The organism is Gilliamella sp. B3892 (assembly GCF_026536305.1).
Classification (GTDB): domain Bacteria; phylum Pseudomonadota; class Gammaproteobacteria; order Enterobacterales; family Orbaceae; genus Gilliamella.
On sequence record NZ_JAFNOK010000006.1, the window covers coordinates 72,216 to 98,527 of the forward strand.

Annotated in this window: 20 protein-coding genes and 1 tRNA gene; 14 read left to right on the forward strand and 7 right to left on the reverse strand. The window is 34.5% G+C overall.

Annotated elements, in window-relative coordinates:
* Window positions 1–384: 384 nt before the first annotated feature.
* The 5 genes from J3U74_RS07665 to J3U74_RS07685 all read right to left on the reverse strand — a co-directional run bounded on the left by J3U74_RS07665 (window position 385) and on the right by J3U74_RS07685 (window position 7,111).
* Window positions 385–2,514: an AAA family ATPase gene (locus tag J3U74_RS07665; RefSeq protein WP_267329011.1), complete on the reverse strand. Its 2,130-nt coding sequence runs from the start codon at window positions 2,512–2,514 to the stop codon at window positions 385–387.
* Between the two features lie 14 nt (window positions 2,515–2,528).
* Window positions 2,529–4,160: a hypothetical protein gene (locus J3U74_RS07670; RefSeq protein WP_267329012.1), complete on the reverse strand. Its 1,632-nt coding sequence runs from the start codon at window positions 4,158–4,160 to the stop codon at window positions 2,529–2,531.
* 351 nt (window positions 4,161–4,511) lie between these two features.
* The gene (gene groL / locus J3U74_RS07675) at window positions 4,512–6,158 is read right to left on the reverse strand and encodes a chaperonin GroEL (protein WP_220218398.1); all 1,647 of its coding nucleotides are present in this window, start codon (window positions 6,156–6,158) and stop codon (window positions 4,512–4,514) included.
* A 46-nt stretch (window positions 6,159–6,204) separates the two neighbouring features.
* The gene (locus J3U74_RS07680) at window positions 6,205–6,498 is read right to left on the reverse strand and encodes a co-chaperone GroES (RefSeq protein WP_220218397.1); all 294 of its coding nucleotides are present in this window, start codon (window positions 6,496–6,498) and stop codon (window positions 6,205–6,207) included.
* A gap of 145 nt (window positions 6,499–6,643) precedes the next feature.
* Complete coding sequence (locus tag J3U74_RS07685) at window positions 6,644–7,111, reverse strand: FxsA family protein (protein ID WP_267329013.1); 468 nt, start codon at window positions 7,109–7,111, stop codon at window positions 6,644–6,646.
* Between the two features lie 157 nt (window positions 7,112–7,268).
* On the opposite strand from J3U74_RS07685, the gene J3U74_RS07690 reads away from it, so the two are divergent.
* The 6 genes from J3U74_RS07690 to J3U74_RS07715 all read left to right on the forward strand — a co-directional run bounded on the left by J3U74_RS07690 (window position 7,269) and on the right by J3U74_RS07715 (window position 13,647).
* Window positions 7,269–7,344, forward strand: a tRNA-Phe gene (locus J3U74_RS07690).
* Window positions 7,345–7,950: 606 nt separating this feature from the next.
* Window positions 7,951–9,564, forward strand: a complete 1,614-nt coding sequence (locus J3U74_RS07695; RefSeq protein WP_267329014.1) for an ABC transporter substrate-binding protein — start codon at window positions 7,951–7,953, stop codon at window positions 9,562–9,564.
* A gap of 137 nt (window positions 9,565–9,701) precedes the next feature.
* Window positions 9,702–10,718, forward strand: coding sequence for a dipeptide ABC transporter permease DppB (dppB, locus tag J3U74_RS07700; RefSeq protein WP_220218394.1), 1,017 nt, complete (start codon window positions 9,702–9,704; stop codon window positions 10,716–10,718).
* 14 nt (window positions 10,719–10,732) lie between these two features.
* Window positions 10,733–11,659, forward strand: a complete 927-nt coding sequence (dppC, locus tag J3U74_RS07705) for a dipeptide ABC transporter permease DppC (protein ID WP_267329015.1) — start codon at window positions 10,733–10,735, stop codon at window positions 11,657–11,659.
* Between the two features lie 13 nt (window positions 11,660–11,672).
* Window positions 11,673–12,653, forward strand: a complete 981-nt coding sequence (gene dppD, locus J3U74_RS07710; RefSeq protein ID WP_267329016.1) for a dipeptide ABC transporter ATP-binding protein — start codon at window positions 11,673–11,675, stop codon at window positions 12,651–12,653.
* The gene (locus J3U74_RS07715) at window positions 12,640–13,647 is read left to right on the forward strand and encodes a peptide ABC transporter ATP-binding protein (protein ID WP_324099750.1); all 1,008 of its coding nucleotides are present in this window, start codon (window positions 12,640–12,642) and stop codon (window positions 13,645–13,647) included. The genes dppD and J3U74_RS07715 overlap by 14 nt, the downstream gene beginning before the upstream one ends.
* 300 nt (window positions 13,648–13,947) lie before the next feature.
* Here J3U74_RS07715 and J3U74_RS07720 read toward each other — a convergent pair whose 3' ends face one another.
* Window positions 13,948–14,391, reverse strand: a complete 444-nt coding sequence (locus tag J3U74_RS07720; protein WP_267337968.1) for a DUF6389 family protein — start codon at window positions 14,389–14,391, stop codon at window positions 13,948–13,950.
* 282 nt (window positions 14,392–14,673) lie between these two features.
* Here J3U74_RS07720 and J3U74_RS07725 point away from each other — a divergent pair, with 282 nt between their 5' ends.
* The 8 genes from J3U74_RS07725 to J3U74_RS07760 all read left to right on the forward strand — a co-directional run bounded on the left by J3U74_RS07725 (window position 14,674) and on the right by J3U74_RS07760 (window position 25,294).
* Entirely contained in the window at window positions 14,674–15,402 is a 729-nt protein-coding gene (locus tag J3U74_RS07725) for a hypothetical protein (protein WP_267328947.1), read from the forward strand.
* 319 nt (window positions 15,403–15,721) lie between these two features.
* Complete coding sequence (locus J3U74_RS07730; protein ID WP_267328948.1) at window positions 15,722–15,955, forward strand: hypothetical protein; 234 nt, start codon at window positions 15,722–15,724, stop codon at window positions 15,953–15,955.
* Between the two features lie 17 nt (window positions 15,956–15,972).
* Window positions 15,973–16,827: an HNH endonuclease gene (locus J3U74_RS07735; protein ID WP_267328949.1), complete on the forward strand. Its 855-nt coding sequence runs from the start codon at window positions 15,973–15,975 to the stop codon at window positions 16,825–16,827.
* Window positions 16,820–17,209: a (deoxy)nucleoside triphosphate pyrophosphohydrolase gene (locus J3U74_RS07740; RefSeq protein ID WP_267328950.1), complete on the forward strand. Its 390-nt coding sequence runs from the start codon at window positions 16,820–16,822 to the stop codon at window positions 17,207–17,209. The genes J3U74_RS07735 and J3U74_RS07740 overlap by 8 nt, the downstream gene beginning before the upstream one ends.
* A 288-nt stretch (window positions 17,210–17,497) precedes the next feature.
* Complete coding sequence (locus J3U74_RS07745) at window positions 17,498–19,738, forward strand: type I restriction-modification system subunit M (protein WP_267328951.1); 2,241 nt, start codon at window positions 17,498–17,500, stop codon at window positions 19,736–19,738.
* A complete protein-coding gene (locus tag J3U74_RS07750; protein WP_267328952.1) occupies window positions 19,735–21,066 on the forward strand; it encodes a restriction endonuclease subunit S in 1,332 nt (443 codons plus the stop codon). The genes J3U74_RS07745 and J3U74_RS07750 overlap by 4 nt, the downstream gene beginning before the upstream one ends.
* 30 nt (window positions 21,067–21,096) lie before the next feature.
* A complete protein-coding gene (locus J3U74_RS07755) occupies window positions 21,097–24,132 on the forward strand; it encodes a type I restriction endonuclease subunit R (protein WP_267328953.1) in 3,036 nt (1,011 codons plus the stop codon).
* Window positions 24,133–24,190: 58 nt separating this feature from the next.
* Window positions 24,191–25,294: a hypothetical protein gene (locus tag J3U74_RS07760; protein WP_267328954.1), complete on the forward strand. Its 1,104-nt coding sequence runs from the start codon at window positions 24,191–24,193 to the stop codon at window positions 25,292–25,294.
* Between the two features lie 122 nt (window positions 25,295–25,416).
* On the opposite strand, the gene J3U74_RS07765 is transcribed toward J3U74_RS07760, so the two are convergent.
* Window positions 25,417–25,860 carry a DUF6389 family protein gene (locus J3U74_RS07765; protein WP_267337969.1) on the reverse strand — a complete coding sequence of 148 codons (444 nt, stop codon included), beginning with the start codon at window positions 25,858–25,860 and terminating at the stop codon, window positions 25,417–25,419.
* Window positions 25,861–26,312: the final 452 nt, after the last annotated feature.

The following is a 26,312-nucleotide window of genomic DNA, read 5'->3' on the forward strand; positions in this document are numbered from 1 at the left end:
TGTTAAGTATTTCAAAAAAGCAAAGATTCGTGTTTTATACTAAAACGTGGGTATTTTCTGAAACTTCTTGTCAAAACATTTATCGCTTTAACTACAAACTAAATCATACATTGCTCGTTTTGTCGGGATGATTGGATTTTGCCGTGATCCTATTGTTAAGTACCTCAAAAAAAGCAAAGATTCGTGTTTTATACTAAAACGTGGGTATTTTCTGAAACTTCTTGTCAAGATTTTATTGCTTTGTTTAAAAGTCAAATTGATGATTAATCTTTTATTTAAAGGATACCAGATGGATAAGGAAATAAAAAAGGGGGCATATAGCCCCCTTTGCTTAAGTATGATTTAGCAATAAATCAACCTATTTGCTCAAAGTAAAATACCGTATTATTTTTTACTAAATTCGATATCAAAACTATGCGTCTGTTGATTATAAATCGCTTTAAATACGCCCTGATCATGAGGGTTTTGTAAAATATGATTCACAATAAATGGTCTTATATTGGCTTTAATATAACCCGGTAAACCTCGTGCACCACGAATAATGTCATAGTGTTCATGACAAAATGCGCTGATACAAGTATCTTGCATTTCAATGCTATAGCCTCGTGGCTGATAAGCTTGATTCAATTTATCGATTTCACGGCGAATAATTTTTTCGATAATTTGCATCGGCAAGCGTTTAAAGTGAAGAATATTTTCTCGGCCGTTAAAGCGGTTAAGCAATTCTGAACGGTAAGTATTATTGAGTTCATTTGTTGCCAATTGACAAGCTACTTCATCGGACAGTTCCGGATCTAAATAGTAAGATTGTCCGATGTTAGATGTCATGATGATCATGATATCGGAAAAATCAACGGTTCGACCAACGTTGTCGGTTAATCTTCCGTCCGATAAGATCTGTAAAAAGATATTAAATACATCCGGATGTGCTTTTTCGATTTCATCGAAAAGATAAATACCAACAGGTTTTGCTCTAACTGAATTGGTTAAAATTCCACCTGCTTCAAAGCCTTCATAACCTGGTGGTGCACCGATCAATTTGGCCACAGCATGTTTTTCCATATATTCAGACATGTCAAAACGTATTAACGATTTTTCGTCTCCGTATACATAGAGCGCAAGCGCTTTGGCCATTTCGGTTTTACCTACACCGGACGGACCTAGGAATAAGTAAGACATGGCTGGACCCGACTCTTCAAGCGCATCCACTTTCGCAACTTTTACCGAATTGGCGACATGCTTAACAATATTATCTTGCCCAAAGATGCGTGATAATAGGTGATCTTCAAGATGAATTAAGTTTTCGATTTCATTTTCATCGAGTTTATTGGCCGAAATACCCGAAATTTTACTAAATTCACTGATCACTTGCTGGCGCTTAAGCTGTAAATCTTTGTTAGCTAATGTGACCAGTTTTTTATGTTGTTGGTTATTTTGTTCAATTTCGGCATCGATTTGTCGAATTTTTTCTTTTAATTTGGTCACTGCGGGTGAATCAAATCCACCAGAAGTTAACTGGGCAAAGGTTTTTATAGCAGAAGATTCTGAATTTTTGTTATTCTCTTCTTCTTGTTCTAACTGAGTGATCTCATCTTGCAACTTAAAGCGCATTGTTTCAGCATCACGTTGATATTGGTAAGTTTTGCTAATCTCTGATTTAAGTTCTTGCCAATCTTGTTGCCACTGGTCAAGTTGCTTTTGCAGCTCTTGCTTTTCTGATTCATTAGAACTACGGCTGATTTTTTCCATTAATTCCGTAATTTTAGGGTGCTGTTTATGGGTTAATTGGCGGTAGCTGGCAAAAGCACGATCGAGTAATGAAATTGCTCGTTGTGGTTGTGCGCCACCTAAACCTAAACTGTCACGATATTTACTTGTTAAATGGATCGCCTCGATGACGGCTTTTTCATCCACTGCGATTTTATGGTGCTCTGATAACTCTTGTGCAACAACACTAACAATTGCATTTAAATCATCTCCAGCCGGCTCTTTGACATCATAAAGGGTGTAAAGCTCAGACATATTGGTGCTGGCTTTTAAAACACTGCTTAATTTATCATCACGCACTTCTAAAATAACTTGGAAATTATCTGATTTATCCGCATTATTTAAAGCGTTGATAAAGTGTGAGTTGCCGGTGTTGTGTGCTGCTTCAAGAAAATTAGCCGTGTCGGTTATGATTAAAACCGATTCCGGTGTTTGCATTAATTTTTTTAAAATTCGTTGAAACTCGTTATTAATTTTTGCGCTATCACCACTGGCAAAAAGTGCATCACTATTTAACCAAAACAGTTTTTTGACAATTAAGTCAAATGGTGTGTCCGGATTATTTTTTGCCGCTTGTAAACCAAGGGTAAGCGCCGAAACGCCTACACCTGCTGGACCCGTTAATAATAGTGAGTTTGAAGTTTTTCGTATAAGAATCGATGATATTCTTTCTAAATCATGCTCCCTTCCCACTAAAGCAAAATTGGGATATTGCGCTAAATATTCGCGTCCTCTAACTAAATACATTGATAATTCCTTTGTTATAGTTTAAAGGGCGAAGTTGTACCCGTGCTCTCTTTTTTGGTTTCGGTTTTTTCTGATAAAACGTCACCGGTTACTGCAATAAAGTCACGGGTGTTTTCTTGAACATCTTTAGACATTTTTTCGATTTCTTCCAAATTAGCACGCATTGTTTCAAGTGCTGAACGGGTGATTTCAGTCGCTTCACGTTGGGTATCACCAAATTCTGCTAAGTTTTGTAACATGGCTTCTAAATCATTATTGATTTCATCACGGCCAGTTGCGATGCGGATTGCTTCATTTTTCGCAATATCGTTGGTAACACGTGTCATTTCAGCGAGGGTATTGCCTGCCATGGATTGTGCTTCATTGATCGCCGCTGAGTTAACCGCTGTGACCACGACACTTAGTTGTGATGCAACCGATGCAATACCGCGAGAGTGCATTGCTCTTGCGCTTTCAACTTGCTTTTTGGTTGCCGCTTGCATATTACGTATTTTGATTGCTTCAGTGGTTAATTCACCATAAGTTTGCATGGTATCAACGGTTGCTGTTGATACGGTATCAATATGCTCATCTAAATTACGTCTTGCTTCATCAAGTTTCATTGACTCAAGTAAATTGTCGCCGACGTCTTTGTTTTCAAGCTCTGCTCTGCGTTCACGGTGAACTTTTTCAACTTGTTTGGTCGCTTCGTTCATAATGGCGTAGATTTGGATCATATTGCCATTATTATCACTTAATCCCTCAATTTGCTTGACCATTTTTTCCAGATGATTGCGGATAGCACCAAAACGCTCTTTGCCTTGATTGACAAATTTTAGTGCTGATTGAACCATATCGGCTTGGCGTAAGGTGTGTTGATCGGAAGTTAAATTCAGTAATTCTTTAAGCTTTTCAACATCAATTGATTGCGTGCGCTGCTGATGATTCTGTTTGACTTCAGCTACGATCTCGCCAATTTGCTTACGCTTGTTTTCGATAGCTTGTTTTAAAAATGCTATTGTTTGTTCATTAGCGGTGATTTTCGCTTTTGCTGCCGGTTTGGTTTGACCTAGCCCGAAGAACGATCTCTCTTTTTCAAGCTCAATATTGTCAGCTTCAAGTTTTTTGATTTGTATTTGATTGTCATGAATTTCGTTGTTTAATTGCGCTTGTTGCGCCTCTTTTTCTGCATCCCATTGTTGATCAGCTTTAATTTTTGCTAATGCATTACGCGTTTCACCATTTTGGCGCAAGTTATAAAGTGCATCAGTGATTTCGGTAAGCGGTTTTATTTTTTCAATAAAATCATTAAGATCATCATTAAAATCAGAATAAACACGTTGTAATTCAGCAAACACTTCTGTATCGGTCATTTCGATACGCTGTTTTGACATCTCTTCTGAGATAGATTGTAAGTATTCCTTAAACGCATCAAATTCTTGAATTTTGGCACGATCATTTTCTTTGTTGTCAGTGAAAGCTAATATGCGGGTGACTTCTTCTACTTTTTGCTCTAAAGAGAGGCTATCTGAAAAAATGACATTAAAAAAGGTATTGTCCTTAATATTTGCTTGCGGGTTTTCTGCTTTAGTATTTTTTTCACGTTGTCTTGCAGAATAATCTCTTTGTTCAGTGGTGGCTAATTTTTTCTTTGAAGCTACGCTCATTGTTTTTTCCTTTTTAAAATCTATCCTTTTATTTAAAAACAGGATAATTAATTCCATTACTTGAAAAAGATAAGTCTCATCTTTTCAGCGCGTTATTATCTAATCAACCTCTCTTTTTGACAATATAATTATTATAAATTATAAAATTCATCTGCTTGATAGGTTATCTCGGTAAGATATCGTGAGGGTATTGTATGTGGGGTTGTAGCTGTTTTTTCTATCAAAATGAGATCCGCATCAAGCGAAAACTTTGTTTTACACCTTTAAAAACAATTAAAAAATAACCAAAAAAAATCACCCGCACGATGCGGGTGATTCGAGTTAATGCTTTTAGTATGTAGATGAGAGGAATTACATCATTCCGCCCATTCCACCCATGCCGCCCATACCTGCAGCAGCACCTAAATCAGCTTTATCATCTTTAGGTAGATCAGTAACCATACATTCAGTTGTGATCATAAGACCAGCAACAGATGCCGCATATTGTAATGCGCTACGAGTTACTTTAGTTGGATCTAAGATACCCATTGCGATCATATCGCCGTACTCTTCAGTTGAAGCATTGTAACCATAGTTACCTTTGCCACCTTTAACTGCGTTAACCACAACAGATGCTTCTTCACCACAGTTAGTTACGATTTGACGTAATGGCGCTTCCATTGCACGAAGGGCAACTTTAATACCAACGTTTTGATCTTCGTTTGCACCTTTAAGGTCTAAAATTGCAGATGCAGCACGAACTAACGCAACACCACCACCGGCAACCACACCTTCTTCAACAGCTGCGCGAGTTGCATGTAATGCATCTTCAACACGTGCTTTTTTCTCTTTCATTTCAACTTCAGTTGCTGCACCAACTTTAATTACTGCAACACCACCCGCTAATTTAGCTACACGTTCTTGAAGTTTTTCTTTATCGTAATCAGAAGTTGATTCTTCGATTTGTTTACGGATTTGTTCAACACGTGCACTGATTAAAGACTCTTCACCAACGCCGTCGATGATAGTGGTGTTGTCTTTATTGATAACAACACGTTTAGCTTGACCTAGATCTTCTAAAGTCGCTTTTTCAAGCTCTAAACCGATTTCTTCTGAAATTACAGTACCAGCTGTTAAAATAGCGATGTCTTGTAACATAGCTTTACGACGATCACCAAAACCAGGTGCTTTAACTGCTGCAACTTTAACAATACCACGCATAGTATTAACAACTAGTGTTGCTAATGCTTCGCCTTCAACATCTTCAGCAATGATTAATAGTGATTTACCTGCTTTAGCAACCGCTTCTAATACCGGTAATAATTCACGGATATTAGAGATTTTTTTATCAACTAATAAGATATATGGGCTATCTAATTCAACTGTTGCGGTTTCTGGTTTATTGATGAAGTATGGTGATAAATAACCACGATCGAACTGCATACCTTCAACTACATCAAGTTCGTCTTGTAAACCTGTGCCGTCTTCAACAGTGATAACACCTTCTTTACCCACTTTTTCCATTGCTTGTGCAATTAAAGTACCAACAGTTTCATCTGAGTTAGCAGAGATTGTACCTACTTGAGCAATCGCTTTAGAATCTGCACAAGGTGAAGATAATTTTTTAAGCTCTTCAACCGCGGCAACAACTGCTTTATCGATACCACGTTTTAAATCCATTGGATTCATGCCAGCCGCGACCGCTTTTAAACCTTCGTTAACAATTGCTTGTGCAAGTACTGTTGCGGTAGTTGTACCGTCACCAGCGGCATCGTTTGCTTTTGAAGCCACTTCTTTAACCATTTGTGCACCCATGTTTTCGAATTTATCTTCTAATTCGATTTCACGAGCAACAGACACACCGTCTTTAGTAATGGTTGGTGCACCAAATGATTTATCTAAAACGACATTACGTCCTTTTGGACCTAATGTTACTTTAACTGCATCAGCTAATACATTAACGCCTTTTAGCATTTTAATGCGAGCGTCATTACCAAATTTTACATCTTTAGCTGCCATTTTGTATTTCTCCTAAATTCTGTATATAAATAAAATTATTTGCCAATTACGCTTCAACAATGGCTAAAATATCGCTTTCAGATAAGATAAGCACTTCTTCATTATCAATTTTTTCTGTTTTAACGCCATATCCTTCATTGAAAATAACGATATCACCAACTTTAACGTCTAATGGTTGAACTTGACCATTTTCTAAAATGCGACCATTACCAACAGCTAAAACTTCACCACGTGTTGATTTACCCGCAGCTGAACCCGTTAAAACAATACCGCCAGCTGATTTTGATTCTACTTCTTTGCGTTTAATGATCACACGATCATGCAATGGACGAATTTTCATTAGTTATCTCCTAGCACTAATTTGTAAACAAATGATTATTAACAATAAATCATAATTTAATGATTTTAAAATATAGTGTGCTTTACATGGGGATATTTTTATATTCTTCAAGAGAAAGATTCCAAAAAAATAACCGATTGATTATTTATTCATCATCTTTACGACTAAATTCACCTTCAATATATTCATCAAACTGATTAACGGTTGTTGTTTTTGATGAAACAACAACCGTTTTACTAAATACTTTTTCTAAAATTGATTTGGTTATATACCTTTTTACGTACGGAATTAATAAAATCCCCCCAAATATATCACTTACAAAACCAGGAAGGGTGACAAGACAAACACCAACTGTTGTTAAAATATTTGAAAGTGTTTCAATTTTTAAACTCTCCAGTTTCATACCCTTTAGATTCGTCTCATCCTGTTGCATAAATCGATCATTTTTTATAATTTGTTTTTTAGCGAATTGAGAACAAAGAATGAATTTAGCAATCACAAAAATTAGGGTTGGCCATACACCGATTAAAGAAATCACCAGTTTAAATAAACTAATTTCGCAATAAAAATAAAATATAATAAGAAAAAGAATAAAATAGGCTAAAAATCGCATTAGTCATTACCTAGAAACAACATGATACAGTCAGAATATTTGTAGTAATATAAACCCAATCAGTTATTTTTCAACCAAACAGTTTATTTTTTTTAAAATATATCACAAAAAGAATTGACGAATTATCACAGATCGTGTTTAATGTGCATCCATTGTTGCCCGGATAGCTCAGTCGGTAGAGCAGGGGATTGAAAATCCCCGTGTCCGTGGTTCGATTCCGCGTCCGGGCACCAATTCTAAAAGAACACCAGCGAAAGCTGGTTTTTTTGTTTCTGAAATTCTCCTTCTCTCTTATTACAACCTACTTAAAGCATTGAAGTGCTATTAGCTTAAATCAATTAAGGCAGCGATTTTTTATTATTATTTTGATGATTATTTTATCTGCACTAATTATAATACATTCAATAAAAATCAAACAGTAAGCGAAAAATCATCTAATCAGTCGAGTGACATAGATAACTTAAACTTATCAAAAAAATGTGTTGATTAGTTGTTTTTTATATTTTTGTTTAGCATGGTTTTGATTGAAAAATGGCACTATTTTTGCAAGTTCTTTTGTTACACAACACTAATAGCCTTGTGTTATAGGTTTTTTCAATTAAAAATGGAATATTATTATAAATTTCAATGTGATATTGAACTTTTAATGATAATGCAATTTGCACTATTGCTGTGCAAGATTTGATGAAAAAAGATTTTAATAAAATAAATTGTTCTGAAAATCAAAATTCAGACTATTTATACAGGCTTTATTTAAAAGATGTTAGTAATACAACGTCTTTAACTTTGTTTAAGTAATATAAAAATAGATTTACAATTCAATAATTGGAGTAATTATCATGAATAATTTAAGGAAATATAAGCGTAAATTTTTGTTAGGTGTTGGGTTGCTGACGATGCTTGCTAGTGCACAGCTTCATGCTGCCCAAACACTAGTCTATTGTGCTGAAGCTTCACCTGAAACATTCAATCCACAGTTAGTGACAAGTGGAATTTCAATGGATGCTAGCGCTGTGCCTGTTTATAACCGTTTGGTCGAGTTTAAATTAGGTACGACCGAAATTGAACCTTCTTTAGCTAAATCCTGGGATATTAGCCAAGATGGTTTAACTTATACCTTTCATTTACGTGATGATGTGAAATGGCATAACACTAAAGAATTTAAACCAACACGAAATTTAAATGCTGATGATGTTATTTTCACATTTATGCGACAAAAAGATAAAAATCATCCTTATAACAAAGTTTCTGGTGGTCAATATGAATATTTTGAAAGTATGGGATTAGCAGATTTAATTAAAGAGATTAAAAAAGTTGATGATCATACTGTTGTGTTTGAATTAAAACGGCCAGAAGCCCCTTTTTTAGCTGATTTAGCGATGTCATTTGCTTCAATTTTATCTGCTGAATATGCCGATGCTATGCTTAAAAATGGCACCCCCGAAAAAGTCGATTTAGTACCTGTCGGTACGGGGCCATTCACTTTTGTTCAATATCAAAAAGATTCAAAAATCCTTTATAAAGCTAATCCGGAATATTTTGGTCCAAAAGCTAAACTTGATCGTTTAGTTTTTTCAATTACACCAGATGCTGCAATTCGTTATGCTAAATTGCAAAAAGGAGAATGTCATGCTATGCCATTTCCAAATGTGGCCGATGTTGAACGAATGAAATCAGACAATAATATTGTAGTGAAAGAAATGGCTGGGGTTAACATTGGCTATTTAGCCTACAATATGGATAAGCCACCACTTGATAATTTAAAAGTTCGACAAGCATTAAATATGGCAGTGAATAAAGAAGCGATTATAAAGGCTGTTTTTCAAGGTGCCGCTGAACCGGCTAAAAACTTTATTCCTCCTTCAATGTGGGGTTATAACGATGAAGTAAAAGATTACCCTTATGATCCAGCACAAGCAAAAGAATTATTAAAATCAGCTGGCCTAGAAAACGGATTTACTATCACTTTATGGGCAATGCCAGTACAACGCCCATATAATCCAAATGCGCGCCGTATGGCTGAAATGATTCAAGAAGATTGGGCTAAGATTGGTGTAACCGCTAAAATTGTTAGTTATGAATGGGGAGAGTATTTATCCCGTATTCGTGACGGTGAACATGATGCGGTGTTAATGGGTTGGTCTGGAGATAATGGTGATCCGGATAATTTTTATTCTGTTTTGATGAGTTGTGATGCGGTTAAAGCAGGTTCTAACTATTCACATTGGTGCTATAAACCATTTGATGATTTATTACAACAAGCTCGCATTGAGCCTGATCATGAAAAAAGGGTTAAGCTATACAAACAAGCGCAAGTTGAAATGCGTGATCAAGCGCCTGCGCTAATGATTGCTCATTCTATGGTTTATATGCCATTACGTAAAGAGCTTAAAGGCTACATCATGGATCCTTTAGCATTACATAATTTTAACCAAGTTACTCTTGAAAAATAGCATCAATGCAATTAACCACCTTTTTGTGGTTAATTGCGGCATTAGCTTTTTTAGGGTTGAAATAGTAAATATTATTTTTATAAAAAATTATCTATCATATAAACAATACGTTAGAAGCAATATTTAAGAGCAACTATATGTTCCAATTTATTTTAAAGCGGTTAGGTATACTGATTACGACGTTTATTTGTATCACACTGCTTACTTTTATTTTTGTCCATCTTATCCCAGGGGATCCTATTACAGTGCTTGCTGGAGAGCGAGGCTTATCCCCAGAACGCCATGCTGAATTGATGACTCAACTGGGTTTAGATAAACCACTTTATCATCAATATTTTCAATATATTATCAATATGTTTCATGGCGATTTTGGAATCTCTTTTAAAAGCCAAATTCCAGTATGGGACGAATTTGTACCCCGATTTAAAGCAACGTTTGAGTTAGGATTTTGCGCAATGTTGTTTGCTGTCAGTTTCGGCATTCCAATCGGTGTTCTTGCCGCAGTGAAACGTGGTTCAATATTTGATCATACAGCGATAGGCCTGTCTCTAACCGGTTATTCCATGCCAATTTTTTGGTGGGGAATGATGCTAATAATGTTAGTCTCTGTACATTTAAACTTAACCCCAGTGTCCGGACGTGTCAGTGATATGCTATTTTTGGATGAAAGTAATCCTTTAACTGGATTTATGCTAATTGATACTTTTTTATGGGGTGAAACAGAAGATTTTATTGATGCTGTAACTCATTTAATTTTACCGGCTATTGTGTTAGGTACCATTCCATTAGCGGTCATTGTCCGTATGACCCGTTCTTCAATGTTAGAAGTATTGAGTGAAGATTACATCCGAACAGCACGTGCTAAAGGCGTTAGCCGAATTCGTATTATCCTTGTTCATGCGTTACGCAATGCGATGATTCCAGTGATTACTGTTATCGGTTTACAAGTTGGTTCAATGCTAGCTGGAGCTATATTGACCGAAACGGTTTTCTCATGGCCTGGAATTGGACGTTGGCTTATTGAAGCGCTACAACGCCGAGATTACCCTGTCGTGCAAAGTGGCGTGTTAATCGTTGCGGGTATGATCATTTTAGTGAATTTATTAGTTGATATGTTGTATGGCGTTATCAATCCACGTATTAGACATAAATAAGAGTATGTATACAGATGAATAAACAGGATATTGCTGAAAAAACCAATACACAGCCGGATGCTAGTTTGGTTGCACCTAAACCCTTAACGCCCTTAGGAGAGTTTTGGTTCTATTTTTCAAAAAATAAAGGGGCTGTTGTTGGTTTAATTTTTATTGTTATCGTTGTATTGCTAGCTGTTTTTGCTAATTTTATTGCGCCACATTCTCCTTCTGAACAATTTAGAGAAGCATTATTAGCTCCTCCTGTCTGGATGAAAGATGGCAGTTGGCAATTTATTTTGGGAACCGATGATGTAGGTAGAGATATTTTATCTCGCCTTATTTATGGTGCTCGACTATCCTTATTGGTCGGTTGTTTGGTTGTCATCATCTCACTTATTTTGGGCATTACCCTAGGTTTGATTGCTGGTTATGTTGGTGGCTTCGTCGATAACATCATTATGCGAGCTGTTGATATTATGCTTGCTTTACCGAGTTTACTGCTTGCACTGGTTTTAGTTGCAATTTTCGGCCCATCTATTACTAACGCCTCTATCGCTTTAGCTTTTGTTGCATTACCACACTATGTTCGTTTAACTCGAGGCGCGACGCTTGCTGAAATTAATAAAGATTATGTGATTGCTTCCCGAGTTGCCGGTGCCGGAGCCTTACGGCAGATGTTTATAAATATTTTGCCAAATTGTTTAGCGCCACTGATTGTTCAAGCCTCGTTAGGATTTTCAAATGCAATTTTAGATATGGCCGCCTTAGGATTTTTAGGTATGGGCGCACAACCGCCAACACCTGAATGGGGAACAATGCTTGCTGACGTATTGCAATTTGCACAGTCTGCATGGTGGGTTGTTACCTTTCCTGGCTTAATTATTTTAATGACAGTGTTAGCTTTCAACTTAATGGGAGATGGTTTGCGTGACGCACTTGATCCTAAATTGAAGCAGTAATGGAGATACAGTCATGGCACTATTAGAAGTAAAAGAATTATCAGTTGAATTTAACGGATTCAAAGCCGTAGATCATATTAGTTATGACGTCGAACAAGGACAAGTAGTTGGTATAGTTGGAGAATCTGGCTCAGGTAAATCAGTTAGTTCGCTGGCAATAATGGGATTAATTGATTTTCCCGGCAAAGTTACTGCCGAAGCATTACATTTTGATACTAAAAACCTTCAACAGCTTACAAGCAAAATGCGTCGTAAGATTGTAGGTGCAGATGTGGCGATGATCTTTCAAGATCCAATGACTAGCTTGAATCCTTGTTTCACTATAGGTTACCAAATTATTGAAACATTAAAAATTCACCAAGGTGGCAGTAAAAGAGCACTTAAAGCAAGGGCGATTGAATTGCTTAAATTAGTGGGTATTCCAGATGCTGAGAATCGTTTAAGTGTTTATCCACACCAGTTGTCAGGTGGGATGAGTCAACGGGTCATGATCGCAATCGCAATTGCGTGCAATCCTAAACTCTTAATTGCTGATGAGCCGACAACCGCATTAGATGTTACCATTCAAGGGCAAATTATTGAGTTATTGCTTGAGTTACAACGCAAAAATAACATGGCATTAGTTCTTATTACCCATGATTTAGCGTTAGTTTCTGAAGCAGCACAAAAAATTATTGTGATGTATGCCGGGCAAGTTGTGGAGATTGGCGATGCTGAAATTATCTTTAAAACGCCGTTACATCCTTACACTCAAGCATTATTACGATCACTTCCTGAGTTTACTCAAGATAAAGAACGGTTAGAATCGTTATCTGGTGTTGTACCGGGTAAATACGATAGACCAGTGGGCTGCTTACTTAATCCTCGTTGTCCTTATGCAACTGAGCGTTGTAATACCGAGGAGCCTACATTAATTAGCTATTCCAAAAACAGGAAAGTCAAATGTCATTATCCATTATCGCGCGAAGGGACACCTCAATATGAACAACAATAATATGGAAAATAGTGAATTACTGTTTGATGCCAGAAACTTGACAAAATATTATTCGGTAAAAACCGGTTTTTTTTCGGAAAAAAAACAAGTCAAAGCGGTTGATGGTGTTTCTTTTACATTAGGTAAAGGCAAAACCCTTGCGATTGTTGGCGAATCAGGGTGTGGTAAATCTTCATTAGCCCGATTATTAACAATGATTGAAAAACCGACATCCGGTGAAATATATTTTAAAAATCAGAACCTATTAAATGATGATCCACAAGCGCAAAAATTACGTCGTCAAAAAATACAAATCGTTTTCCAAAACCCCTATTCATCATTAAATCCACGAAAAAAAATCGGCTCGATATTAGAAGAACCTCTCATTATCAATACTGATTTAACGGCAAGTGACCGTAAAGCAAAAGTACTATCAATGATGCAAAAAGTTGGGTTAAAAGAAGAGTTTTATAATCGTTATCCTCATATGTTTTCGGGTGGACAACGCCAGCGTATTGCTATCGCAAGAGGTTTAATGCTTGATCCCGAAGTGGTGGTTGCTGATGAACCGGTTTCAGCATTGGATGTTTCTGTGCGAGCACAAGTACTTAATTTGATGATGGATTTGCAACAAGATCTTGGGTTATCTTATATATTTATTTCTCATGACCTTTCAGTCGTTGAGCATATTGCTGATGAAGTAATGGTAATGTATTTGGGGCGTTGTGTTGAACAAGGGAGAAAAGATGAAATCTATCGTAATCCTCAACACCCATACACGCAGGCACTTTTATCCGCAACACCAAGATTAAATCCCGATCTTAGGCGTGATAGAATAAAGTTAGAAGGGGAATTACCAAGCCCTTTGAACCCGCCTTTAGGTTGTGCTTTTCATGCTCGCTGTCGTTGGGCATTTTCACGTTGTGCGTTTCAGCAGCCAAAGCTGATTAATAATAATGAACATAAAATTGCTTGTTTTTGCACAGAAGAGAAAATTAATAACAGTGGCAGTTAATGCTGCCACTAAACTGCCATTATATGAGACAGTTTTACGGAATTTTTATCAACAAAACTTCTGGGCTTACTTTTTGAACGATTGAGTGGTAATGAAGAAGTATGTAATAAGGTTATGGGTGATGTAGAATTAAAAGAAGTGATTAAATGACTTGCCAAACAAATATATGAGCGAGTAAAGTGCTAAAATAATATATAAACACTATTTTTAATAAATACCATCTCCAATTAGCATAGGTAATTTATGACTTACTATACCAATATATTTTCCCCTGAAACCTATTTATCTTTGGATTTTTATTTACTCACCTAGGGGGATAAGTCCCTCAAATTTAGAGCATTCTTCACCAAATGCATATGCAGGTATGCCTATACCCCCTGACAAATTCCATATCTGCTTAAGCCAATCAATGCTTACTTTAACAATTAGATCATTGACTGAAAATGGAGTTTCATAAGGATCAAATAAAGGCACTTCCAATTGTAATTTAGCATCAATGAATTTTATGCCAAACAGTTCACGATAAGGTTCTATCATTTTATTAAGTACGTATAGATCTGGTCCGATAAGGTGAATCATAATAGAAAATATACCTTCCTCATCTTGGGTCGGATGAATACCAACCTTAACCGATCTAGCTTTTTCTGGCAGAATCTGTTTAATACGATTAATCTTCGCAATCGCATCTTGCGTGTGCCTATTAAGAATATCTTTCAGTATTATCATATATTGAGTTTTTGTCATAACTTTCTTCTCGTTAGTTTGTTTTCCTTGCTTTATACGCAATAAACGACAGTTTTTTGTCTGATTCTTGTTTGGCAGTGTACATAATATAGTCATTCACAAGATGTTTGCCCGCTTGAATAATTAATTCATTGCTGGTTGTAATTGTAGTTAAAAAAATTGTTTATTGACCTGAAATTTAAAATAACCTTCATATTAGAATAAAAAATAACCATGTTAATAAAATATAAATTATAATCCTCATCGCAATTCCAACAGAAAAGGCTTGAAAGGTATAATCAAATGATTGGTTTAAAAAATTCGTTGTTATTAACACTACTATGTTTACCTGTTGTTAGTCATGCAGATTGTGAAAAGTGGATTGATATATTGCTCAATGAGCGACACCATTCTCGTGATAGCAAAATGGCAATTTGCGATGTTTGGCAAGCAGATAAAAGCAAATCTATTGTTGTTTTACCCTTACTACAAAAAGGCGGTATAGTTGACACCTATGACCTTGATGTTTTATTAATTGATAATCAATCAGGTCAAGTCATTGCTAATAGTTGGCAACCTAATGCACTTGAAAGTGATGCCAAAGAATTAATTGGTTTTGAAATTGATAAAGATAGTTATCAACTTAATCCTGAAACTTTGGCTTTTGGTGTACGTATTCAATATAGAATCAGATCAACTTCCTCTCCTTATAGCGGAGAATATATTAATCTCTACGTTAAACAAAATGATAAATTAAACCCCGTTGTTAATAATCTCCCCATGTTTGAACTTTCAGGTGAGAATGATCAAAGGTGCGCACATGACATTCGTATCTATGATCGTAATATAATATTAGGAACTTGTATGACTAATGGTTATGTCGACCTAATTGTTTTTGAAAAAAATGTAAATGAAATAGCTGTGGTAGATGATTATGGCGAATGTCTTGCGCGAGAAATTGCCTTACCTAATAAAACATTTTATATGCATTACAATGGTTTAGAATATCCAGTAATAGAGATTGAGGAATAAGCAATAACTGAGGAATGCAGGAATTGAAAAATTTATAAATATGTTTTATCAAGAAATAATAATTTTTCGACACGTTATATAAACGTTCTGTAAGAACGAGTATGCAATAAAAAAAATTTGTAATCTAATTTAGTATCCAAAAAAATAAAGCCAGCGATTGCTGGCTTTTTATCAAATACGATTTGGAAGTAAATACTCTCATTTTCTCTATAATAAAATTATTTTTTTCAGTGTGTTTCAAATTTTTGTGAGCTAGATCACAAAAATATTCCTATATTTGTAATAATGTCCCGATTTTTACATTAGGTTAATGAAAATAATGGGTATCAAACAATTACAACATAAAATCATCGATATCATCATTTGGAAAAAAGGTGAACAACGAGCACAACATGTGCCTTTTTTGTATGTATTATCAAAATATAAACATGATCATACGCGTTTATTTAATTATAAGACTGAGGTTGAGCAATCATTGCTTAATTTATTAAAACGTTTAAGCCCCCAGTGTAAATATCACAATTCTAATATGCCTTTGGGGCGATTGGGATAAGCGTTTAGGAAATGCATATGATGACTCCAGTTGACAATAAAATTAAACAATTAATACCTGGTGCAGTTTTAAATAACCAACAATTATGTGATATTTTTAAATGTAGTCCACAAGGTGGAATGCGAAAATCTAATACCACTCAAACTCTAGTTCTAATAACAAATCATGTAGAGTCAGTTTATTCTGATGTTTGGGATGATGATGTACTACATTATACTGGAATGGGGCAAAGAGGTGATCAAAGTTTGGAATTTATGCAAAATAAAACACTTAATGAGATTGAGTTTAATGGTATTAGTGTACATTACTTTGAAGTGTTTAAGGACAAAGAATATACATATTCAGGACGTTTAATTAAAGCAGCTTCTCCCTATCAAACACAGCAATACGATGCTAATCAATTATTACGTAAAGTTTGGGTTTTTCCTTTAAAACTTATTGATAATAAGTTGCCCAATAGTGTTTTTACTGATTATAAAAAAGCGCAAGAAGAACAAGTCCATAAGTACAAAGTAGATAAATTACTCAATAAAATAATAAAGCAAAATAAAAAACCAGGTAAACGAGACATTGTTACGCCTCAATATATAAGAAGTGCTGAGTTAGCTGAGTTTATAAAACGCCTAGCTGATGGGAAATGCGATTTATGTGAAAATCGAGCTCCTTTTTTTACCAGCGGAAATATTCCTTATTTAGAATGTCATCATATTCTTTGGTTGTCTGAGGGCGGGGAGGATTCTATAGAAAATACGGTTGCATTATGTCCAAATTGTCATCGTAAAATGCATTTTGTTAAAGATGAGAAAGACATAAATAAATTGAAGGCAATTGCAAGTTTAAGAGCTAAAGAGGTTTCTAAAAAAGATGAATAAATTCGTTCATGTTGTTGCAGCTGTAATTATCAAGGATGGAAGATTTCTTTGTGCACAACGAGGTAATACGAAATATCAAGCTTATAAATGGGAATTCCCTGGCGGTAAAGTTGAATCAGGTGAACAATTAGAAACAGCGCTAATGCGTGAAATTAAAGAAGAACTCGGTTGTAAAATATCAATTAAGAATCATTTATTAACCACTTCACATAACTATGATTTTGGCACAGTAAAAATTAATGCTTTTGTGTGTGAACTTGTAGATGAACAACCACAATGTTTAGAACATAATGAGATTTGTTGGTTAAAAAGTGATGAGATCGGAAATCTTGATTGGGCGGAGGCAGATTTGCCGATTGTTTCATATTTGGAAAAGATGTAATAAAGACGATGTAAAAAAGAGATAATTTAATAATAAAGGATAGATATTAACAATATAGGTTTTGTTAAGATGATTTATTTGAATCTATATACTAGAATAGGATCTAAGGTTTATATTAACTACTCTGAACTTTATAACAATCAATGTAATAGATGAATATTTATAATTAGTTATAATAATTGACTATTTGTAGAAAAAATAGCTTTCTATACATGTGTGCAATGAATGATAATAATATAGGTTATCGCACTCTAACTAACACTGTACTTTTTTAAGAAACCATTAAATATGACAATTGAATCAAATCAAGATCCACAGCATTCTAAATTAGTTACACTCGTCTGGAGTATTGCTAATCTTCTTCGAGGTCCATATCGCCCGCCTCAATATCGTCGGGTTATGTTACCGCTTATTGTTTTAGGTCGTTTTGATGCGATATTAAGTCCTTATACTCAACAAATTAAAAAATTTTATGATGCAGAAATAGAGAAGCCCGAAAGTAAACAATTAACCCGTGACTTTTTGGAAAAAGCATTAACTAAGATTACTGGTTCAGATCGTCAACAAGCATTATACAATATTAGCGGATTTAATTTAGAAACATTATTAGCGGATTCTGACCATTTTACTGGAAATTTACTGAAATACATTGATGGATTTTCCGATAAGGCAAAGGATATCTTTGCTAAATTTGAGTTTGAAAAAGAAATCGAAAAATTAGATGATGCTAATCGTTTATATCTGATTTTTAAAAATTTTAATGAGGAATTAAAAAAATCGGGTTTAGATTTATCACCGAAAAGTATTTCAAATTTACAAATGGGATATTTATTTGAAGAATTAGTCCGCAAATTTAATGAACAAGCCAATGAAGAAGCGGGCGATCACTTTACTCCAAGAGAAGTCATTAATCTTATGGTTAATGTCATCTTTGCTGAAGATAGTAAAGAATTAAGTAAACCAGCTAAACACTGCTTAATTTATGATCCTACTGCCGGTACCGGTGGTATGTTATCCGAATCAGAAAAATATCTTAAAGCCTATAATAATAAAATTAGTTTAGGATTATATGGGCAAGAATATAATCCTGAATCCTATGCTATTTGCTGTTCTGATCTATTGATAAAAGATGAGCCTGCTGAAAACATTATTTACGGTGATACCTTAGGGATAAAAAATGCCAAGGCAAAAGATGGCTATATCCCTCATGATGGTCATCAAGATAAACGTTTTGATTATATGTTTTCTAATCCGCCATTTGGTGTGGAATGGAAACCAGAAAAAGAATTTGTTGAGGCTGAAGCTAAATTTGGTTTTTCAGGTCGATTTGGTGCCGGTTTACCACGTATTAATGATGGTTCATTGTTATTTTTGCAGCATATGATTTCCAAAATGAAATCAGCCCCAAAAGAAGGCGGTGAAGGCTCACGTATTGCTGTCGTATTTAATGGTTCGCCATTATTTACCGGCGATGCCGGCAGTGGTGAAAGTAATATTCGTCGGTGGATTATTGAAAATGACTGGCTAGAAGCTATTATCGCATTACCTGACCAAATGTTTTATAACACGGGTATTTATACTTATATCTGGATTGTATCGAATAAGAAATCAACAAAACGCCAAGGTAAAATTCAACTAATTGATGGTACCACACATTATCAGAAAATGGTTAAAAGCTTAGGTAATAAACGCAATGAACTTTCTGCCGACCATATTGCTGAGTTAACCCAATTTTATTCAAACTTTATTGATCTGGAAAAAAGTCCAACTATAAAAAATCAATTAGGTGATTTTAAAGTTTGTAGTAAAATATTTACTAATCAGGAATTTGGCTATCTTAAATTGGTGGTTGAAAGACCTTTACGTTTAAATTTTCAAGCATCTCCGGAACGTATTGCCCGTTTAGATAATCAAAGCGCATTTATCAATTTAGCGGTAAGTAAAAAGGTTAAGGATGAAAAACGCATTGCCGAAGAAGAACAAATTGGAATGGATCAGCAGCAGGCGATTAAAAATGCACTTGCAAAAATAGACAGCCATACCATTTGGAAAAATCGGAAGTCATTTTTAAAAATTCTTGATGCTCATCTAAAAAAATTAACCTTTAAAATTTCCGCTTCAGTAAAAAAAGCGATAGTAGAGGCATTATCTGAACGTGATCCCGATGCCGATATTTGCTTAGATAGTAAAGGTTGTCCAGAACCCGATCCACAGTTAAGAGATACTGAATTAGTTCCACTTCCATCTGATATTTCGTTACCATTGCCATTACAATATGATAATGAAACGGGTTTAGATTTATTATTAAAATTAGTCCATGCACATTGCGAAACATATATGCAAGCAGAAGTTTTACCACATGTGCCCGATGCATGGGTCGATTACAGCAAAACTAAAGTTGGTTACGAAATTCCGATTAATCGTCATTTTTATGTCTATCAACCACCACGACCATTAGCAGAAATTAAAGCAGATATTGAGCAACTGGAACAAGAAATTATGCAACTGCTTGGGGAGTTATCTGCATGAGCGATTTACCAAAGTACGCGCACTATAAAGAAAGTGGTGTTGAGTGGTTGGGAGAAATACCCAATCTTTGGGAAATTAATCGATTAAAATTTTTATTAGTTGATAAATTAAAATATGGGGCTAATGAATCTGCTGAATCTGAAGATAGGAGTCAACCTAGATATATTAGAATTACTGATATTGATGAAATAGGAAACCTAAGAGATGAAACATTTAAATCATTGGAGTTTGAAAAAGCAAAAAGCTATTTATTAGAAGATCTTGATATTTTACTCGCAAGAAGTGGAGCTACTGTGGGTAAAAGTTATTTATATTATAAAAAAATAGTTGGTAATGCATGTTATGCTGGATATTTAATTAGAGCGAGATTAGATCTTCAGAAGTTTAATGCTGAATTTGTTAATTATTTTTTACAATCTAAAATATACTGGGATTGGGTTAAAGCTATAAATATCCAAGCAACTATACAAAATATAAGTGCAGAAAAATACAGTGATTTAATTTTATCAATTCCACCATTAGAAGAACAAAACGCAATCGTTAGCTTTTTAGATAAAAAAATCGCCCAAATAGATACGCTAATCTCTAAACAAGAAATGTTACTTGAAAAACTAGCAGAACAGCGTATTGCATTAATTTCGCATGCCGTAACGAAGGGAATTAATCCTGATGTTGAGATGAAAGAGAGTGGTATTGAGTGGTTGGGGGATATTCCGAGTCATTGGAATGTTTGGAAAATTGTTCATGCCACAGATAGTATAGGTAGCGGTACTACTCCAAAAAGTGACAATAATGAATATTATGATGGTGATATTCTCTGGGTTACAACATCTGAATTAAGAGAAACAGTGATTGAAGATACCAAACAACATGTTTCCTCATTAGCCATAAATACTTATAGTGCTTTAAAAAAATTTCCTAAAAATAGTGTAGCAATTGCTATGTATGGTGCAACTATTGGACGATTAGGTATATTAGGTAAAGAAGCAACATTTAATCAAGCATGTTGTATTTTTTGTTGCTCGAATATTTTAAATTATAAATTTTTATATTATTGGTTATGGATGCGTCGGCCAATTCTCATTTCTTTGTCTAATGGGGGGGGGCAACCAAACCTAAATCAGGATGATTTAAAAAAAATTAAATTAGCATTACCTCCAATACATGAGCAAGAATTGATAGTTAGAAATTTGGAAAAAGAAATAAAAAGAACAGATACTTTACAAGATAAAATTAATAGAATTATTATCAATTTAAAAGAATACCGCTCAGCTCTTATTACTCAAGCGATAACCGGTAAAATTGATGTTAGGAATTTGAATCAATAACTATAAAAAATATTTTAAGGAGTGGTTGGTATGCATAGCGAATACTATTTTGAACAGGAAGTGGAGCGAAGCCTAATTACAGATGGTGGTTATGTAAAAGGCTCACCGAAAGCCTATGATATTCAACGAGCTTTAATCCCGCAAGATGTGATTAACTTTATTCAAGCCACACAACCTAAAATTTGGGAAAGGATTACTTCCGCTTATAAGGGTGATGCAGCTGAATATATTCTTAATGATCTTACTCACGCACTTGATAGTTTTGGATCTTTAGCTGTATTACGGCAAGGTTTTAAAAGTTTTGGTAAAAAAATTAAAATGGCTTACTTTGCACCGAATACCAATATTAATAAAACTACGCAACAACAATATAATGCCAATATTTTAACTTGTACTCGCCAAATTAACACTGAAGATAAACAAATTCCTGATATTGCTTTGTCATTAAATGGCATCCCAATTATCACTATGGAGCTAAAAAATGAGCTATCGGCAACAGGCTGGAATGTCCATGATGCGATAAATCAATATAAATATCAGCGCAATCCACAAGGTCGATTATATGAGTTTAAAAAGCGTACCTTGGTTCATTTTGCAGTAGATACCTGTGAAATATATATGACAACTCAGTTAAATGGTGAAAAAACACATTTTCTTCCTTTTAATAAAGGTTTTCACAATGGAGCAGGCAATCCCCCAGTTAAGGATAATGTACGTACTTGTTTCCTTTGGCAAGAAATCTTAGTGAAAGATAGTTTAATGGATATTATTGGGCGTTTTTTACATTTAAGTACTGAATCAAAAAAAGTGCGCACAGATGTCGGCTTTATTTATCAAACCAAAGAAATGATGATCTTTCCACGTTATCATCAACTCGATGCCGTACGAAAACTAATCAAACACAGTAAATCACATGGTGCGGGACATAATTATCTTATTCAACATTCAGCTGGTTCAGGAAAATCCAATACCATTGCTTGGTTAGCTCATCATTTAGCTTCTATGCACAACGACAGTGATGAAAAAGTGTTCCATTCCATTATTGTAATTACTGATAGAGTAGTGTTAGATCGTCAGTTACAAGAAACGATTGTGCAATTTGAACATAAAGATGGCGTAGTCCAGAAAATAGATGAAAATACTTTGCAGTTAACTCATGCGCTGGCAGCAAATGTGCCTATTATTATTACTACGATTCAAAAATTTCCCTATGTCATGAAATCAATTCGTACTCAAGCTAAAAAAGGTATTGATATTAACTTATCAACAACCGATAAGCGTTTTGCCATCATAGTGGATGAAGCACATAGTTCGCAAGGTGGTGAAACAGCAATGGAGCTGCGTAAAATTTTGAACAAAGATGGCATCGAAGCAGCAATTGCTCAAGAATTTTTAGATGACGAAGACGATGATAATTTAAGTGATGAGGCTAGAAAGAGATTGTTTATTGAGGCAGCTAAACGTAGCCGACAACCTAATTTAAGTTTTTTTGCTTTCACTGCTACGCCAAAATGGAAAACGTTAGCTTGTTTTGATGAGCCTTCGGAAAATGGATTTGCTCCTTTTCACTATTACAGTATGAAACAAGCCATTGAAGAAGGTTTTATTCTTAATGTACTGGCTAACTATACTACCTATAAACAATATTTTAAATTATTAAAAATTGCTAGTGAAGATAAAGAACTCGCAAAAAACAAAACCAAAGCATTAATGATGCGTTTTGTTTCCATGCATCCAAGTGTTATTCAACAAAAAGTCGAAATAATAGTTGAGCATTTCCGAACGGTCACAATCCATAAAATAGGTGGTCGAGCAAAGGCAATGGTGGTAACTAGTTCTCGGGAACACGCAGTGCGCTATAAATTAGCTTTTGATGAATATATCAAAGAGAAAGGCTACAGGGGCATTAAATCATTAGTTGCTTTTTCAGGAAAATTAGAAGTTGATGCTGTTGAATATACCGAATCTAGCATGAATGGTTTTAAAGAAACCGAATTACCTGAGCAATTTGATACTGATAATTATCAAGTATTATTAGTTGCTGAAAAATATCAAACAGGCTTTGACCAACCATTATTGCATACAATGTTTGTTGATAAAAAGCTTTCTGGTATTCATGCGGTGCAAACGCTATCTCGATTAAATCGTTGTACTTATGGTAAAGAAGATACTTTTGTATTAGATTTTGTTAATACTCATGATGATATTTATAAGGCCTTTAAACCTTTCTATGAAGTAACACAACTTGGCGATATTCCTAATGCACAAAAATTAAATGAATTAGGATTTGATCTTGACAGTTGGAAATTATATTTTGAAAACGATATTAATGAATTTGCTAATATTTGGTTTAAAGATAGAAGTCGATTAACAGGTCAGGAACATCGCCAATTGAATAGTATTATTGACCGTGCAGTAGAAAAATATAAAGCGATACATATAGATGATCCTATTCACCAACAAGAACAACAAAAACTATTTAAGAGTCAATTACAAAGTTACTTAAATTTATATTTATTTGTTTCTCAAATTCTGGATTTTACCGACTCAGAACATGAAAAACGTTATGCTTATTTAAAGGTATTACTCCAGAAATTACCTAAAGGTACGAAAGAAATTGAAATTGATTTATCAAAAATTGTCGTATTACAATTCTATCGTTTACAGAAATTAAGTGAACAAGGTATAGATTTAGGAAATGGTGAGGCGAATGAGTTGAAAGGTTCAACTGATGTTGGTACTGGTCGAGCTGATTCTACTGAAAATCTTTCACATTTAGTTAGTGAATTAAATGAAGCATTTGGTACCGATTTTACTGTTGCAGACCAATTATTTTTTGATCAAATCGAAGAAGCAGCACTTTCGGATGAATCAATTAAAGACGCGGTTAAAGCTAATTCTTTAGAAAGTTTTACTGAATTTTTATCAACAAAACTTCTGGATCTATTTTTAGAACGATTAAGCGGTAATGAAGAAGTATGTAATAAGGTTATGAGTAATTTAGAATTGAAAAAAAGAGTAGTTAAACGACTTGCCAAACAAATATATGAGCGAGTAAAGCGCTAAAATAATATATAAACACTATTTTTAATAAATACTATCTTCAAATTAGCATAGGTAATTTATGACTTACTATACCAATATATTTTCACCCGAAACCTATCATGCTTTCACGCATTCCGATAAATCAATATCCGGTTTTCGTATTCGGCAAGAAGGGCTCGCTAATAAGCTTAAGCCTGGTGATATTTTAATTTGTTATATAACACGATTATCTCGTTGGTGTGGTTTGCTTGAGGTGATCGATGGTCCGTTTCACGATTCTACACCTATCTTTTTAGATGAAGATGATCCTTTTACAGTTCGTTTTCATGTTAGTACTAAAGTTTGGTTACCGTTGGCTGAAACAATTCCTATTCATGTTGATGAACTTTGGCAACAACTTTCGTTTACCAAATCACATGATAAAAAAAGCAGTGCATGGACAGGCTTACTACGAAACAGTTTAAATAAACTTAATGATAAAGATGGTAAATTATTAGCAACTACATTATTAAAGCAATCAAATGATGCGATACCCTATCCTTTAGATGAATTGGATAAGAAAAAATTAAAAACACATACAGTTAACCGAGCGGATAAAGTGATTGAGGTTTCTGTACCTAATGATGATCAATCATTTGATGATGAAGCGCAAACACAAAATCAGGACGTGCGAGAATCAATAAAAATGCAGGCATTAATTGCTCAAATTGGGGCTTGTATGGGACTTAAAATTTGGCTGCCTAAAGCAGATCGCAGTAGAGTTTTAAAAGAATGGAAAAATAACACCGAAGTTCTATTAGATAGATTGCCGCTTAATTACGATGAGGCAACATTAAGTACCATTGAACAAATAGACGTAATTTGGTTAAAAGGTCGCTCAATTGTTCGAGCTTTTGAAGTAGAACATACTACATCTGTTTACTCGGGTTTATTACGTATGGCTGACTTATTAGCATTACAACCGAATATGAATATTAATTTACATATCGTGGCGCCCGATAATCGACAAGAAAAAGTCTTTCAAGAAATCCGACGACCAGTATTTTCTCTTCTTGAAAAAGGCCCTTTATCAGAAAGTTGTAGTTATATCTCATACAGTAGTCTAAAGGAGCTTAGTAAACAAAAACACTTAGATCGGATGACTGATGACGTATTAGATGATTATGCTGAATATCAAGAATAATATAGACAGTAATAGTATGCCTTTATGAAAAGCTAAATAGGTGTAATGAATATAAAAAGATATCATACCATCTTTTAAAACCAATTACACCGGCCTCTTCAATTTTATCTTTGGATTTTTATTTACTCACCTAGGGGGATAAGTCCCTCAAATTTAGAGTATTCTTCACCAAATGCATATGCAGGTATGCCTATACCCCCTGACAAATTCCATATCTGCTTAAGCCAGTCAATGCTTACTTCAACAATTAAATCATTGACTGAAAATGGAGTTTCATAAGGATCAAATAAAGGCACTTCTGGTTGTAATTTAGCATCAATGAATTTTATGCCAAACAGTTCACGATAAGGTTCTATCATTTTATTAAGTACGTATAGATCTGGTCCGATAAGGTGAATCATAATAGAAAATATACCTTCCTCATCTTGGGTGGGATGAATACCAACCTCAACCGATCTAGCTTTTTCGGGCAGAATCTGTTTAATATGATTAATCTTCGCAATCGCATCTTGCGTGTGCCTATTAAGAATAGCTTTCAGTATTATCATATATTGAGTTTTTGTCATAACTTTCTTCTCGTTAGTTTGTTTTCCTTGCTTTATACGCAATAAACGACAGTTTTTTGTCTGATTCTTGTTTGGCAGTGTACATAATACAGTCTTTCACAAGATGTTTGTCCGCTTGAATAATTAATTCATTGCCGGTTGTAATTGTAGTTAAAAAAGTTGTTTATTTATTTTTCAATCATTCTGTGTAATTTCTTGTTTCTCATGTCTACCATTTGGATTAATGTATTTGTTGAAATACATATTTCAAATTTATAATGATTATAGATTAGTTAAAATATTCAGTTTTTTAACTAAATAAATTTTTTTAACGGTATTGATTAAATAATAATAGATATTTTTGTAAAGAGTTTCAGGAATAATTTAGTCAAAAGTTCCTCTAAATGTTCATTAACATATAGCGTACTAGATACAATATTATTATTTAATAATCCGTTACTGGAATATACTCA

What these genes read in the sequence shown, in the direction of transcription:
- J3U74_RS07730 (WP_267328948.1), top strand. Translation starts at nt 15,722, where the DNA reads ATGGGTATCAAACAATTACAACATAAAATCATCGATATCATCATTTGG.
- dppC (WP_267329015.1), top strand. Translation starts at nt 10,733, where the DNA reads ATGAATAAACAGGATATTGCTGAAAAAACCAATACACAGCCGGATGCT.
- dppB (WP_220218394.1), top strand. Translation starts at nt 9,702, where the DNA reads ATGTTCCAATTTATTTTAAAGCGGTTAGGTATACTGATTACGACGTTT.
- J3U74_RS07745 (WP_267328951.1), top strand. Translation starts at nt 17,498, where the DNA reads ATGACAATTGAATCAAATCAAGATCCACAGCATTCTAAATTAGTTACA.
- J3U74_RS07725 (WP_267328947.1), top strand. Translation starts at nt 14,674, where the DNA reads ATGATTGGTTTAAAAAATTCGTTGTTATTAACACTACTATGTTTACCT.
- J3U74_RS07755 (WP_267328953.1), top strand. Translation starts at nt 21,097, where the DNA reads ATGCATAGCGAATACTATTTTGAACAGGAAGTGGAGCGAAGCCTAATT.
- J3U74_RS07720 (WP_267337968.1), bottom strand. Translation starts at nt 14,391, where the DNA reads ATGACAAAAACTCAATATATGATAATACTGAAAGATATTCTTAATAGG.
- J3U74_RS07685 (WP_267329013.1), bottom strand. Translation starts at nt 7,111, where the DNA reads ATGCGATTTTTAGCCTATTTTATTCTTTTTCTTATTATATTTTATTTT.
- J3U74_RS07760 (WP_267328954.1), top strand. Translation starts at nt 24,191, where the DNA reads ATGACTTACTATACCAATATATTTTCACCCGAAACCTATCATGCTTTC.
- groL (WP_220218398.1), bottom strand. Translation starts at nt 6,158, where the DNA reads ATGGCAGCTAAAGATGTAAAATTTGGTAATGACGCTCGCATTAAAATG.
- J3U74_RS07665 (WP_267329011.1), bottom strand. Translation starts at nt 2,514, where the DNA reads ATGTATTTAGTTAGAGGACGCGAATATTTAGCGCAATATCCCAATTTT.
- J3U74_RS07680 (WP_220218397.1), bottom strand. Translation starts at nt 6,498, where the DNA reads ATGAAAATTCGTCCATTGCATGATCGTGTGATCATTAAACGCAAAGAA.
- J3U74_RS07740 (WP_267328950.1), top strand. Translation starts at nt 16,820, where the DNA reads ATGAATAAATTCGTTCATGTTGTTGCAGCTGTAATTATCAAGGATGGA.
- dppD (WP_267329016.1), top strand. Translation starts at nt 11,673, where the DNA reads ATGGCACTATTAGAAGTAAAAGAATTATCAGTTGAATTTAACGGATTC.
- J3U74_RS07750 (WP_267328952.1), top strand. Translation starts at nt 19,735, where the DNA reads ATGAGCGATTTACCAAAGTACGCGCACTATAAAGAAAGTGGTGTTGAG.
- J3U74_RS07765 (WP_267337969.1), bottom strand. Translation starts at nt 25,860, where the DNA reads ATGACAAAAACTCAATATATGATAATACTGAAAGCTATTCTTAATAGG.
- J3U74_RS07715 (WP_324099750.1), top strand. Translation starts at nt 12,640, where the DNA reads ATGAACAACAATAATATGGAAAATAGTGAATTACTGTTTGATGCCAGA.
- J3U74_RS07735 (WP_267328949.1), top strand. Translation starts at nt 15,973, where the DNA reads ATGATGACTCCAGTTGACAATAAAATTAAACAATTAATACCTGGTGCA.
- J3U74_RS07695 (WP_267329014.1), top strand. Translation starts at nt 7,951, where the DNA reads ATGAATAATTTAAGGAAATATAAGCGTAAATTTTTGTTAGGTGTTGGG.
- J3U74_RS07670 (WP_267329012.1), bottom strand. Translation starts at nt 4,160, where the DNA reads ATGAGCGTAGCTTCAAAGAAAAAATTAGCCACCACTGAACAAAGAGAT.